We start from the raw sequence: 12,777 nt of genomic DNA, 5'->3' as shown, positions 1-12,777 counted from the left end.
CGCTGTACTACCCAACATCAGCATAGTGACAGCAGTCCGTCGGAACAGCGTTCGACGGGCTCGAAAATAGGACAATCATGCAAGATACGGCGAAATATCTGATACATGCCGACATCACGGCGGCGGGGGTCGTCGAGCGCAGCGACGTCGTCGGCGCGGTGTTCGGCCAGACGGAAGGGCTGCTCGGCGACGAATTGGACCTGCGGGACCTACAGGACTCAAAGAAGGTCGGCCGCATCGACGTGGAGATCCGCTCCGAAGGTGGCCAGTCCTTCGGCGAGATTACCGTCGCGAGCGGCCTCGATAGAGTCGAAACAGCGATTCTCGCCGCGGCACTGGAGACCATCGAACAGGTGGGACCGTGTCGCGCCGAGATCGAGGTCTCGGAAATCGAGGACGTCCGCAGCGCAAAGCGGCGTGAAGTCGTCGAGCGCGCGACGGAACTGCTGAACGACTTCGAGGAGAAATCCATCCAGACTGCGGACATCGTCGAGACGGTCAGACAACAGGTCCGGGTCGCCGACGTGACCGACTACGAGGGACTCCCGGCCGGCCCGCGGGTGGCCGACTCCGACGCGATTGTCGTCGTCGAAGGCCGCTCGGACGTGATGCAACTACTCAAATACGGAATCAAGAACGCCGTCGCAGTCGAGGGCACAAATGTCCCCGACGCCATCGCCGACCTGACGGCCGGTCGGACGGTGACTTCGTTCCTCGATGGTGACCGTGGTGGAGACCTCATTCTGAAGGAACTCGCGCAGGTCGGCGACGTGGACTACGTCGCTGTCACTCCCAGCGACAAGTCCGTCGAGGATCTCTCGCGTAGCGAGGTGATGTCGGCGCTGCGGGACAAGGTCCCCTACGAGACGGTCGCAAGCGCCAAGAGCCTCGACAGCATCCGCGAGGAGATGTCCCATGCCGGGGAATCGACGACCGCTGATGGCGGTGCCGTGGCGGCCGCGATGTCTGAGGATACCGCCGACAGCCAGCCGACCCCCGGGGAACAGACCGGGTCGGCGCAGGCCGAAACAACCGATGGCGAGACGAACGTCACGGACGGCTCGAATGCGACCGCGGTAGCGGATGCAGCAACCGACGAGGATACGACCGAGAGCGGCGACGAACCGCCCATCCCCTCGCTTTCGGACCACATCGAAGCTGTTATCCAGAACCACAGCGGGACGGTCAGGCTGGTCGACGAGGACGCGACGCTACTCGCGGAGGGCGACGCCGATGCCGTTGTTTCGTTGCTAGAATCCGCTGCGGACGTTCCCAAGACCGTCGTCATCGATGCCGATTGCTCACAGAAACTCCTCGACGTCGCTGCACAACGCGGCGTCGATGTTGTCGTCGCTGGCGGCCACGGCGAGTACGTCAAACAGCCGACAGCCGTTCACGTTCGCATCGAGGGCTAGAGGTCCCGAACGAGCAACACGCCGTCGCCGTCGTCGTAGTGGTCGGGTAGTTCGTCGGCGACCGAGAACTCGAACCCATCGTAGAAGGAACGGACCCGCCCGTCGTCAGCGCGCGCGGTGAGTCTGACCGTTTCGAATCCACCAGCCCGGAGTCTCTCCAGCAGCCCGTCCATCAGTGTCGTTCCGAGGCCCTGACCTTGTTTTCCGGGCGTGACGGCGAACTCCGCCAAGTACGCGACCGGGTGGTCCGGAACCACCAGCGCGTAGCCGACCGGCTCACCGATATCGAGCACCAGCACGAGCGGCGGGCCGTTGATTCCAACGCCGAGCAGTTCCGGCCACGGCTCGTCGAGCGCGTTCGTCTGGATAGCCCGGAGGGTGGCTTCGTCTTCGGAGCGGGCCTTGCGGATCATAGGAGACCGACGGCCAGCACGACACCGGCACCGGTCAAAGCGGCCGCCAGCGTCGCAAGCATGTTGACGCCCTGATTGCCGACGACCGAGCCCTCGACGGTCGCCCCCAGCAGGCTGTCGACGGTCATGCCGACCAGCCCGCACAGGAGGATGACGCCGCCGCCGACCGTCCCGATGTTCTGGGTGAGCGCGGCGATGCCGGCGATGATGCCCGCGCCGACGGCCCCGGCAGCCACGCCCTGCCATGTGACGCCACCATCAGTACCCGGTTCGACGGGTCTGAGCGTCGTGATGAGCCGCGGGTTGTCGTAGAGCCCGCCGAACTCACTGGAGAACGTATCGGTCATCGCGGCGGCGACGGCCCCGGCGAAGGCGTAGAAGAACAGCAGCGGGTCGACGGCGGTATGGCTCGGACTCGCCGCCGCGGCGACGACGGCGAACAGTGCGACGATAGAGTTCGCGAGCACGTTTCCGCTCCCGCGTGCGCCCTCGTTTTCCTCTGCGATGCCGCGGTCGAGTTTCTCGTCGTACCGATACTTGGTCGAGAGCCCACCGAGCCCGAAGAAGGAGATCAACATCGCGAACCAGCCGAACCCGCCGAGTACGATGGTCAAAAACGCGAGGAGGACGCCGGTGAGCATCCCCGGGAGAGACGCGGTGTCAAGTGCGTAGGAAAGGTATCCGAGCAGGACTGTCACGGCAAGTGCGATGACGACGCGCTGTGCCGTCACCGACGGGTCGAGTTCGAAAAACAGCCACAGCAGCAGTCCCACGGTGAGCATCACCAGCGGGTCGTCCCGCTCGAACAGCACCGAGCGAAGCAGCGCGGCGACAAACGCGCCGCTGGCGGCGAGAAACAGCACGAGCGGGAGATCGACAGCAGCCGCTCCCTCGCCGACAGCGGCCTGAATCCGTGTTCCGAGCACCTGTCCCGTGACGCCGGCAACGAAGCCGACGAGGACGAAGCCCGCGGTTGCGACCACCTCGTCGGAGCGAACAGTGTACGCGAGCCGCTGACCGAGGTTCCCGTAGGCGACGATGACGACGACGCCGACAAACACCGGCACCGGCAGACTGAATCGGACGGCAAGCAACGCGAGGCCGGCAGCGGCAAGCGAGAAGGCCGTGAGGCCGTACAGTTTCCCGTCCTCGTAGTCACCGGGGCGGGCGAACAGGTCGAACAGCCGCGAGTCCTGTCCGATGACCGTCACGCCGAGCGCGGCGACGAGGACGAAGGGTGCGATAGCGGCGACAGTCGCGAGTTCGAGCGAGCGAAAGCCCGTTGCGGCCGGGACGGCGACCGCGAGGGTCCCCACGGCGGCGAACGCGCCTGCCCGACGGACTGTGCCAGTCACGTCCCACCGGTATCCCCGAGAGGCACTTACCCTTTCCGAACTGTGGAGGCGACGGTACCGTGGGATTTACTGCGGCTGTCAGCATACCGACTGGTGTGGGACTATACGACCGATATCTCGCAACGCGCGTTCGGCGCAGCGACGCCGACCTGCCCGAGACGGTCGCGCTGGTGATTACGGAGCGGGACCTGCTGGGAGACGGTGCCTACAGGACGTTAGAGCGGTTCTTCGACTGGGCGGTCCAGTACGGTACCGATACCGTCGTCGTCTACGTGAGCGTCCTCGATGAGGAGGCGATTCCGACACTCCAGCGCGAACTCGAAAGCGTCACCGCGCCACGGGAGATAGCGGTCAGAGTACCGAACGACGAGACGACGGCCGACGCGCCGATTCAGATCTCGATCGGTCTCGGCGGACAGTCGGAGTTCGCAACGGCCGTCCAGAAGCTCGCCGAAAGCGTCGATACCGGTGCTCTCGATCCAGCTGACATAGACGAGACTGCGGTCGAAGAGCATCTGGTCTTCCCGACCGATCCGGATCTCGTCATCAAAACCGGGGCCGAGCGGCTCTCCGATTTCATGATCTGGCAGTCCGTGTACTCGGAACTGTACTTCACCGACGTGAACTGGCAGAACTTCCGGCTGCGGGATTACTTGCGGGCGTTACGGGATTATCAAGAGCGCCAGCGGCGATTCGGCCGCTAGGATATCAGTCCGCGAGGTCGTACTCTTCGTCGACCTGCTTGCGCTCGGTGCTCGGGAGCGCGTCGCGGAACCGTCCGAGCATCCGTTTGGCCGTCGGTAGCTCCGACTGTTCGATGGCACGAACCAGTGCGAGCGACCGCTCGGCACGGGTCGTCCGCCAAGACTGTTCTCGGTTCTGATAGGTTCGAATCGCCCGCAGGAAATCGACTTTCCGGAACTCGGGCCAGTAGGGGGTACAGAAGAACGTGGCGGCCTCGTTGCCGTTAGCGTGCCACGGCAGGAAGTTCGAGGTGCGCTCGTCGCCGCCGGTCCGAACGATGAGATCGACATCGCGGGTCGGCCCCTCGTAGAGTCGCGCTTCGATGGTGTCCGCTGAGACGTCTGTCGGGTCGAGAGTCCCGTCCTCGACGGCAGCGGCGACATCGCGGGCCGCGCCGAGCAGTTCGGCCCGGCCACCGTAGGCCAGCGCGATGTTGAGGTTGAGCTGGTCGTACTGAGCGGTTCGCCCTTCGGCGTAGTCGATAGCATCACGAACCCGCTCGGGAAGCATCTCCGTCTCGCCGATGGCGCGGATACACACGCCGGCCTCGTGAACTCGGTCGGCGTCGGCAAACGTCCGGAGCTTCTGCTCGACGAGGTCGAAGATGTGCTCGCGCTCCTCGGGGTCGCGGTCGAAATTCTCCGTCGAGAATGTGTACAGCGTTACTTCCCGGACGCCGAGCTCGTCGCACCAGTTCAGCAGTGCCTCCGTCGTCTGGGCCCCCTCTTTGTGACCCTCCTGTTTTTTTGCACCCTGCTTTTCAGCGTATCTTCGGTTCCCGTCCATGATGACTGCGACGTGGTCGGGCGTCCCTGACAGTTCCCACTGGAGCAATCGCTCATAGGCCGCATATCCCAGTCGCTTCCCCCTCGATAGCATCGTTGTATACATTTCAACCACTCAATAAGGACTTTGTGGAAGGGACTGGGTACAGTTATTTCCCGCCTAATCCGGCGAAATATATGCGCATAGTTTTAATACACCCCGGCACAACGTTCGAATTGCAATGGCGACCGGTACGGTAGACTTCTTCAACGACACAGGCGGTTACGGTTTCATCGATACCGAAGACTCCGACGAGGACGTCTTCTTCCACATGGAGGACATCGACGGTCCTGACCTCGAGGAGGGGCAAGAAGTGGAATTCGAGATTGAGCAGGCCGACAAAGGCCCGCGCGCGAAAAACCTCACGCGGCTGTAACCATGGCGACAGGCACTGTAGACTTCTTCAACGATACGGGTGGCTACGGTTTCATCGAAACCGACGATGCCGACGATGACGTGTTCTTCCACATGGAAGACGTCGGCGGCCCGGACTTAGAAGAAGGGCAAGAAGTCGAATTCGACATCGAACAGGCAGACAAAGGACCACGAGCGACGAACCTCACGCGACTGTAAGCGGGAGCGGCTCGCTTTTCGACGGGGCTCGTGCTCGGACCGAGCGGCGTTACTCGGCAGCGTGTGGGTTCCCACGGCTGTCGCCGCGCCGTCTCTCGAACCGAATATCTTCGGATAGACCGACCAGCGCTCCGAATCCGAAGTATCTTAGGGAGAGCAACACCGACCGCATGGTATGAGCGAGGCCGACGCACTCGACGACGACCTTTACCGCCGGACCAAACAGCTGCTCGAGCCGGGCGAGATCCAGCTCAACGGTGCTGTCGTCCACACAGAATACGACGGCAGCGACGAGATAGAGATGATGCAGGCCACCATCGAGGTCGGCGAATTCATCGCCGAGGGTGCGGGGCTGGACCCGACGGATACGTTTGTCTACTCCGGCAGCGACGACCCTGAGTTCGCGTCGAACCAGCACCAAGGGCTCACGCTGGACGACGAGGAGTTCGTCTGGGAGTGTCAGCAGCTTCTGCGCAACGGCTCCTTTGATCTCGTGTTTTATTATGAGGCCAGCGCCGACCACGCCGGGATTCTCGAAGCTGTCGAGGACGCTGGCTACGCAGTCACCGGCGTCAAAGGCGAGTAACCACGTCAGTCGTCAGTCGCCAGCCGTTCCTGACAGTTGTGACAGTAGGTGTAGTCGGAGCCGTTCGCCGCGCCACAGATGCGACAGGTCCGTGCCTCGATGGCGGCCTGTTCGAAGTACGCGTTGAGCTGGCCGGTGTCGCGACCGTTGCGCTGGCCGCTGAACTGCTCGACCAGCGTGTCGTGTGCGGCGTAGTCCATGAGCCGGAACATGAGGACAAACCACAGCGGCACCCCTAGCAGGACGAACAGGTAGACCAGCAGCCGGACTGCCAGTTCGGCTGTCGAGATTGCCACGCGTCAACTATGGACGCAGAAAGGTAAAACGCTCCGGCGATCTGGACACGTGGGCCGCGTGTGCCCGACTGTCCCGGACTGTTTTTATTCGCAGAACCCCCAGCTTTCGGCATGAGCGAAGACCTCGAGACGGTAGACCGGGCGGTGTTGAACGCCTTTCAGGGCGGCTTCCCGGTCGTCGAGCGGCCGTTCGAACCAGCCGCGGCGGCCCTCGGCGACCACGGCGTCGACATCGACGCGGACGAGCTGTTAGAGCGCGTGCAAGCCCTCGACGATGCGGGCGTGCTCACACGGTTTGGGGCACTCATCAACGCCGAAGCCATCGGCGGCACCGCAACGCTTGTCGCGACCCACGCCCCCGAGGGCAGCTACGACGAACACGCCGAGCTGATAAACGCCCACCCGGAGGTCGCACACAACTACGAGCGCGAACATCCGCATCTGAATATGTGGTTCGTCCTCTCGGTGGCTGACGAGGAGCGTGTCGACGAGGTGCTGGCCGACATCGAAGCCGAGACCGGCGAGGAGACGTACAACCTCCCGAAACAACAGGAGTTCCACGTCGGCGCGAAGTTCCCCGTCGAGGGACCACAGACACAGGATATCGACTGCTCGGACCTCGGGCCGGACGTGATGTCGACCGAGACGCGGTCGCTCACCGCTGACGAACTCGATCTCGTGCTGGCCATTCAGGACGGCCTGCCGATTACCGCCACGCCGTACGCCGACGTTGCCGACGAAATCGACGCGGCTGTGGACTGGGTTCTGGAGACGATACAGCGGTTCAACGAGGAGGGGAAGGTTCGCCGGGTCGGCGTCATCCCGAACCACTACGCGCTGGGCTACAGCGAGAACGGGATGACCGTCTGGGATGTCCCTGACGAAGTCATCGACGAGGTCGGTCCGGCCATTGCCGAGTTTGACTTCGTGACCCACTGCTACGAACGGCCTCGGCACGACGGCGTCTGGCCGTACAACTTCTTCGCGATGACTCACGGGCGAAGCGAAGCGGAAAGTCAGGAGCGCATCCAGCAGGTGCGCGACCGGATGGCAGAACACTGGGACGTGTCCGAGGACGACTGGGACACGCTGTTCTCGACACGTATCCTGAAGAAGACGGGCATCAGGCTGGACGAACGAGCACGGCAGAACACAGAAACGGCGTGACCGTGCGCAGTCAGGACTGCAATGTCGAGTCAGAGAGGGCCGACCGATGATCCCACTCATGCACGACTTCGAGGGCGAGACGGTCCTCATCGTTGGCGGTGGGCCGGTCGGTGCGCGCAAGGCTCGAACGTTCGCCACAGAGGCAGATGTCGTCGTCCTCAGTCCCGAGTTCGCCGACCGGGCGTTCGCGGACGCGGAAAAGGTCCGGGCCGCGCCGACTCCCGAGGATGCCACAGACTGGGTCGAGCGGACTGATCCGGTGCTGGTCGTCGCCGCGACGGACGACTCGGCCCTGAACGACGCCTTCGCGGCGGCTGCGGAGGACAACGGCGCTCTCGTCAACCGAGCTGACGACCACGGCGACCAGTCGTTCGGCAATGTCGTCGTTCCGGCGACGGTGCGGGACGACCCGGTAACGCTGGCGATTGCGACCGGCGGGCGCGCGCCGGCGCTGTCGAAGCACCTGCGCGAGCGTTTCGAAGACGAGTTCGGAAACGCCGGTCTGATGGCTGCTCTCGTTGGCGACCTCCGCGAGGAGTTCCGCGACCGGGGCGTCCCGCCGGCCGAACGGCGTGACGCCGTTAGGTTCGTTGTCAGGTCACGGGAAGTTTGGAAGGCTTTAGATAGTGGCAGGTACAAGGGGGAGCAAGTAGCTAGAGACGTGATCGGAGAGTTACCTGGTGATCAAACGTGAGAGGGGACACTGGTGCAATCGTTGGGGTCTGTATCTCCCATGAGCGCGCGAGCGTCGACCAATTAGAGACCGCTGCGGCGGATAGCGAGCGCCACGCCGTCGAATCCCTGCTCGCGAACCCCGAAGTCGAAGAGGCGATTGCCCTGCAGACCTGTAATCGTACTGAGGGGTATGTCGTCGTCTCTGATCACGAGGACGGGCTCGACGCGCTCGAACTGTTCACCCGCGCCGTGCCCGACGACGTTGTTGTCGAGATGGGCCACGAAGAGAGTCTCCGCCACTTGCTCCGGGTGGCCGCCGGGCTCGAATCGATTGTGCTGGGCGAGGACCAGATTCTCGGCCAGCTTCGGACCGCCTACGAGACCGCCCGCGGCGTTGGCGGCATCGGTCCGATGCTGGAAGACGGTGTCACGAAAGCGATTCACGTCGGCGAGCGCGCCCGCACGGAGACGAAGATCAACGAGGGCGTCGTCTCGATTGCCTCCGCCGCGGTTCGCCTGCTCGAACAGGAGTGCTCGCTGGCAGGCGAGACAGCGCTCGTCGTCGGGGCGGGTGAGATGGGCCAGCTCGCCGCAAAGGCACTCAGTGAGGAAGTCGACCGCTTGCTCGTGGCCAACCGGACGGTGCCACACGCCGAGCACGTCGCCGAATCGGTCGATATCGACGCGAGCGCAGTTGCGCTCGACGCCATCGAAGCGGCTGTTTCTGAAGCCCGCGTCGTTATTTCGGCGACGGGGAGCGGCGATCAGGTGTTCGAAATCGGAACGTTCAGCGACGCCGGAGCGGTGTCTATCGTCGACATCGCACAACCCCGTGACGTTCCGGCCGGTGCTGACCGCCTCCCAGCAGTTGCGGTACACGACCTCGACGCGCTGGAGTCGGTGACCGCCGAAACACGGAACAAGCGACAGCGAGCCGCCGAGGCAGTCGAGCGAATCGTTGACGAAGAGTTCGACCGACTGCTCACGCAGTACAAGCGCAAACGTGCCGACAGGGTCATCTCGACGATGTACGAGAGCGCCGAACAGGTCAAGGCGGCAGAGATAAACAGTGCGCTCTCGGCGGCAGACTTCGACGAGGAGCAGGCGGAAGTCGTCGAGGCAATGGCCGACGCTATCGTCTCACAGATCCTCGCCGCGCCGACCAAGAGCCTGCGGGACGCCGCCGAGGAAGACGACTGGTCGACAATCCATACGGCGCTGCAGTTGTTCGACCCTGACTTCGGCGGCCCCGACCAGACCACCCCACCCGAGTTCACTCAGGGTATGTCGGTCGAAGACATCCCTGACGGTATGCGCGAGGAAATCCCGAACGCGATGCTCGACCGACTCTCTGACGACTGACCACGCCCACCTTTTTGCCCACGCCGTCCGACGTAGCCGATATGGCAGACCTGCTCTCTGAGGAAGAGATTAGCGACCGGCTACCTGACGAGTGGACCCGTGACGGCGACGAAATCGTTCGCGTCTTCGAGTTCGACGGCTATCTGGACGCGTCGGGCTTTCTGAGCGCTGCTGCTGGTCTCGCTGAGGACGCGTGGCATCACCCGGAGATGACCATCCGCTGGGGCGAAGTCGAAGTCCGGCTGACGACCCACGACGCCGGTGGCATCACCGAGAACGATATCGATCTCGCCGAACGGCTGAACGGCATCCACGACTGACGGTGTGACTGTGGACACGACCGACGGACTCGCGTCGCTCCGGCCGACTGATCCCGATGGCGCGACTGCCCGGTACGTTTTCCGGATCGAATTCCGACTGGGGCCGGACGCGGATGGGTTGTGGACCGAGCCTGACCGGTTCGAAACGACGCTGTACCGGGCGGCTGATGACCCGGGAACCAGCGGCTGGCTGTTCTTCCGGGACACGCTCTGGCGTGGCGAACTCGCTGACGAACCGCACTTCCGTCGACTCGCCGGGGACGAACTCGGCTGTCAAGTCGTCTCGGCGTCGTTCAGCGAACTCAGGACCGACGAGGCGTATCTGGAGTCGCTGAAAGCCGAGATCGTCGACAATTTGGCCCTGTTTAACGCCGGTTCGGTCAGCGAGGTGTGCAACAAGTACCTTGGTAGTTCGATTCGGGTGGCGTGAAACGAGACGCTGCTGTGTAGTCGGTGGCTACAGAGGGGTTATACGCAGCAAAACTAGTCGTAGGGCCCGAAAGACTATATTCGAAACTCCCCAACAAATCGACCCCCAATGACCACCGAATACGACTTCTGGCTGTTTGACCTCGACGGGACGCTCGTCGATATCGAGCCAGCCTACCCCCGGAAAGTGATGGGTGCCGTGGGCGACCGCCTCGGCGTCGAATTTACGGACCGGGAGCGGGATGCACTCTGGTACGGATTCGGTGGGACACGGTCGCGGACCCTCGCGGAACGCAACGTCGACCAGCAGGAGTTCTGGCGGCTGTTCCACGAGGAGGAAGACCCTATTGCCCGGGCCGAGGCGACGTATCTCTACGACGACGCCGAGGCGTTCCTCGCCACCCTCGATACACCGGTCGGACTGGTCACGCACTGCCAGCAGTACCTCACAGAACCGGTGCTCGATCATCTCGACATTGGCGACTGGTTCGAGACGGTCGTCTGCTGTGACGACGATATCGGCTGGAAGCCCGACCCGAAGCCGGTCGAACTGGCGATGCGGGAGATGGGCGTCCGGTACAACGGCCACAGCGGCGTGCTTGCTGGGGACAATCCGTCGGACATCGGCGCAGCGTGGAACGCGGGCCTCGACGGCGTCCACGTCGGTCGGCGGTCCCCGGCAGAGACGGGTCGGTGCGTGCGCGGTGACAAGCGCGTCGCCTCACTACTCGACTTGTCGTCGTCTCAGGGGAGATAGTCCCAGTTTTCCACGGAGACGGTCGCGCCGGCATCGAGACCAGTTTCGCCTGCAGGCACGGATATCCAACCGTCAGCACGGGTCGCTGTAGCGAGTTCATCACCGGACAGTGGCGTCGCCGTCCCGTCGCTCACGGTTACCGGCCTAAAGGTCCGGGTCGCGTTCTGACTGTCGACCTGCGCCGCCAGCGTCGCTCGGGTCTCCGGATGCACAGCTAGCGGGGCGTGGGCGAACGTTTTCAGGAGCGGGCGAACGAGTTGGACAGCACTGACGCGGGCCCCAGTCGGTGACTCCGGCAGCAGCACCACCGGCCGGTCCGCAACGACGGCCAGACCGGTCTGGCCACCGGGGTCGATAGCGATGGTGTCCGTGAGCACGTCGCCGAGGTCCGCCACCACGTCCCGGAGCGTATCGCCCGGTTCCGTCCCGGTAATGACGATCATGTCACGGGTGAGGTCGCGCTGGACGGCCATTCGCAACGCCGGCGCGTCGTCGGCCACGGGGTCCCGGTATGTCACCTTGCCGCCCCAGCGGTCGACATACTGTGATAGTGTGAACCCCGCCGTCTCGACCTGTTGGGCCTTGCCAGCGTCTCGCTGACCCAGTTCATCGCCCGTCGGCAGGATGCCGACCTGCGGTCGCTGGCGAACGAGGAGTTCGGAAATCCCAGCGGCTTTCAACAGCCCCACGTCGCCGGGCCGTATCTGATGGCCCTGTTCGAAAACGGCGTCCCCGACGCTGATTTCGGCCCCGCCGATAGGTTCGTTCGCCGTCGCATCCGTTGCCAGAATTCGCCCGGTAGCGACGGAGAGTGGAATCCTGTCCGTCCGGTCGATGGGTCCGGTGACACTACCGATTCGGCGACGAGCGGTCTCCAGCGGGAGCGATTCGGCGTCCGAGGGCGAGGAGCCAGCCATATTCGGACTAGCGGCCGCTGTGGCAAAAGTACCCTGCGTAGCGGCGGTGTCCCGACACCTCACCGTTCCCGGCAGCCACACTGTCCCAGCCGTGGGACGGCGGAACCGGGAATGTTTTTCCTCGGTCGGGTCCGGCATCGACGTATGGTCCTCCCCCAACTGGTCGCCATCACGTTTCTGGCTATCGGCGGTTTCCTCCTTGTCCGCGGTGGCCGGGAACTCCGAACAGTGTTTCATATCCTCCGTAACGATCCGGTCCCAGTGCGCTCACTCGACGGGCACACCGGCCCCGTCGAAATCACCGGCACAGCCGTTGCTGACGAGGACACCGGCACAGTCACGGCCCCCTTCACCGGCAGCGAGTGTCTGGCCTACACCTACGAAGTCGAGGAATACCGATCGTCGGGGAAACACTCCAACTGGGAGACGCTGGATGAGGGGCAGGCCGGCGTCGACTTCGTCGTCGACGACGGAAACGCTCGCGTCCGCGTGAATCCTGATGGGGCGGACGTGCGGTTCGAGTCCCAGTCGGTGACGGTGTCCCCCGGGACCGAACTCCCCGAGCGACTGGCTGACTACGTCGAGCGGACGAAGAGCGTCGAGGCACAGGACGGGTCCGTGAACCTGCTCGTGACGGAGCTCAGTCTGGGGAACAAACAGCGCTTTACCGAGCGGCGGCTGGATGTCGCCGAGGACGTGTACGTCTACGGGCAGGCGATGCGCGGCCCCGCAACAGAGTGGGGGAGTAATCTGGTCGACGCTATCGTCGGGGACGGCGACGGGACGCCGGTGTTCGTCATCTCCGACACCAGCGAGCGCGGCACTGCCCGACGGATCGTTCGGGGCGCTCTCGCCGAAACCGTGTTCGGTCTCATCGCCGTCGGCATCGGCAGCGCCGCCCTTGTTTCCGTCCTCCTGCAGTAGCGGAGACCGTCGGGTTTAC

Annotated in this window: 17 protein-coding genes; 12 read left to right on the top strand and 5 right to left on the bottom strand. The window is 63.9% G+C overall.

The window, feature by feature from the left end; all coding sequences use genetic code 11:
- Window positions 1–77 precede the first annotated feature (77 nt).
- Window positions 78–1,415, top strand: coding sequence for a DNA primase DnaG (gene dnaG, locus Har1129_RS09790; RefSeq protein ID WP_151100471.1), 1,338 nt, complete (start codon window positions 78–80; stop codon window positions 1,413–1,415).
- Here the strand turns inward: dnaG and Har1129_RS09785 are convergent.
- Together Har1129_RS09785 and Har1129_RS09780 are read right to left on the bottom strand one after the other, a co-directional pair.
- A complete protein-coding gene (locus Har1129_RS09785; protein WP_151100470.1) occupies window positions 1,412–1,828 on the bottom strand; it encodes an N-acetyltransferase in 417 nt (138 codons plus the stop codon). The two genes, dnaG and Har1129_RS09785, sit on opposite strands and share 4 nt — an antisense overlap.
- A complete protein-coding gene (locus Har1129_RS09780) occupies window positions 1,825–3,183 on the bottom strand; it encodes a DUF92 domain-containing protein (RefSeq protein ID WP_151100469.1) in 1,359 nt (452 codons plus the stop codon). The genes Har1129_RS09785 and Har1129_RS09780 overlap by 4 nt, the downstream gene beginning before the upstream one ends.
- A 95-nt stretch (window positions 3,184–3,278) precedes the next feature.
- Between Har1129_RS09780 and Har1129_RS09775 the strand changes: the two genes are divergently transcribed.
- Window positions 3,279–3,887, top strand: coding sequence for an undecaprenyl diphosphate synthase family protein (locus tag Har1129_RS09775; RefSeq protein WP_151100468.1), 609 nt, complete (start codon window positions 3,279–3,281; stop codon window positions 3,885–3,887).
- Window positions 3,888–3,891: 4 nt separating this feature from the next.
- Here Har1129_RS09775 and uppS read toward each other — a convergent pair whose 3' ends face one another.
- Window positions 3,892–4,818 (bottom strand): polyprenyl diphosphate synthase, encoded by a 927-nt coding sequence (gene uppS / locus Har1129_RS09770; protein WP_151100467.1) that lies wholly within the window; start codon window positions 4,816–4,818, stop codon window positions 3,892–3,894.
- Window positions 4,819–4,933: 115 nt separating this feature from the next.
- Between uppS and Har1129_RS09765 the strand changes: the two genes are divergently transcribed.
- The 3 genes from Har1129_RS09765 (at window position 4,934) to Har1129_RS09755 (ending at window position 5,911) form a co-directional block, all read left to right on the top strand.
- Window positions 4,934–5,128: a cold-shock protein gene (locus Har1129_RS09765; protein WP_004517065.1), complete on the top strand. Its 195-nt coding sequence runs from the start codon at window positions 4,934–4,936 to the stop codon at window positions 5,126–5,128.
- A gap of 2 nt (window positions 5,129–5,130) precedes the next feature.
- Window positions 5,131–5,325 (top strand): cold-shock protein, encoded by a 195-nt coding sequence (locus Har1129_RS09760; RefSeq protein ID WP_151100466.1) that lies wholly within the window; start codon window positions 5,131–5,133, stop codon window positions 5,323–5,325.
- Window positions 5,326–5,500: 175 nt separating this feature from the next.
- The gene (locus Har1129_RS09755; RefSeq protein ID WP_151100465.1) at window positions 5,501–5,911 is read left to right on the top strand and encodes a DUF5778 family protein; all 411 of its coding nucleotides are present in this window, start codon (window positions 5,501–5,503) and stop codon (window positions 5,909–5,911) included.
- A 5-nt stretch (window positions 5,912–5,916) separates the two neighbouring features.
- Here the strand turns inward: Har1129_RS09755 and Har1129_RS09750 are convergent, their stop codons facing one another.
- Complete coding sequence (locus Har1129_RS09750) at window positions 5,917–6,207, bottom strand: hypothetical protein (RefSeq protein ID WP_151100464.1); 291 nt, start codon at window positions 6,205–6,207, stop codon at window positions 5,917–5,919.
- A gap of 111 nt (window positions 6,208–6,318) precedes the next feature.
- Between Har1129_RS09750 and Har1129_RS09745 the strand changes: the two genes are divergently transcribed.
- From Har1129_RS09745 to Har1129_RS09720, 6 genes are all read left to right on the top strand, one after another.
- A complete protein-coding gene (locus Har1129_RS09745) occupies window positions 6,319–7,374 on the top strand; it encodes an Lrp/AsnC family transcriptional regulator (protein WP_151100463.1) in 1,056 nt (351 codons plus the stop codon).
- 46 nt (window positions 7,375–7,420) lie between these two features.
- Window positions 7,421–8,068 (top strand): bifunctional precorrin-2 dehydrogenase/sirohydrochlorin ferrochelatase, encoded by a 648-nt coding sequence (locus tag Har1129_RS09740; protein WP_151100462.1) that lies wholly within the window; start codon window positions 7,421–7,423, stop codon window positions 8,066–8,068.
- Complete coding sequence (gene hemA / locus Har1129_RS09735) at window positions 8,065–9,411, top strand: glutamyl-tRNA reductase (protein WP_151100461.1); 1,347 nt, start codon at window positions 8,065–8,067, stop codon at window positions 9,409–9,411. The genes Har1129_RS09740 and hemA overlap by 4 nt, the downstream gene beginning before the upstream one ends.
- Before the next feature lie 41 nt (window positions 9,412–9,452).
- The gene (locus tag Har1129_RS09730) at window positions 9,453–9,731 is read left to right on the top strand and encodes a 4a-hydroxytetrahydrobiopterin dehydratase (protein WP_151100460.1); all 279 of its coding nucleotides are present in this window, start codon (window positions 9,453–9,455) and stop codon (window positions 9,729–9,731) included.
- A 10-nt stretch (window positions 9,732–9,741) separates the two neighbouring features.
- Entirely contained in the window at window positions 9,742–10,161 is a 420-nt protein-coding gene (gene lwrS, locus Har1129_RS09725; protein ID WP_151102129.1) for an LWR-salt protein, read from the top strand.
- Window positions 10,162–10,269: 108 nt separating this feature from the next.
- Entirely contained in the window at window positions 10,270–10,917 is a 648-nt protein-coding gene (locus tag Har1129_RS09720; protein WP_151100459.1) for an HAD family hydrolase, read from the top strand.
- Here Har1129_RS09720 and Har1129_RS09715 read toward each other — a convergent pair.
- Window positions 10,905–11,834 (bottom strand): molybdopterin-binding protein, encoded by a 930-nt coding sequence (locus Har1129_RS09715; RefSeq protein WP_151100458.1) that lies wholly within the window; start codon window positions 11,832–11,834, stop codon window positions 10,905–10,907. The genes Har1129_RS09720 and Har1129_RS09715 overlap by 13 nt on opposite strands.
- A 144-nt stretch (window positions 11,835–11,978) precedes the next feature.
- Between Har1129_RS09715 and Har1129_RS09710 the strand changes: the two genes are divergently transcribed.
- Window positions 11,979–12,758, top strand: coding sequence for a GIDE domain-containing protein (locus tag Har1129_RS09710; protein ID WP_151100457.1), 780 nt, complete (start codon window positions 11,979–11,981; stop codon window positions 12,756–12,758).
- Window positions 12,759–12,777 lie beyond the last annotated feature (19 nt).

The organism is Haloarcula sp. CBA1129, assembly GCF_008729015.1.
Lineage (GTDB): Archaea > Halobacteriota > Halobacteria > Halobacteriales > Haloarculaceae > Haloarcula.
The sequence above is the reverse complement of the archived record's forward strand: the minus strand, read 5'-3'. Positions and strand labels throughout refer to the sequence as shown.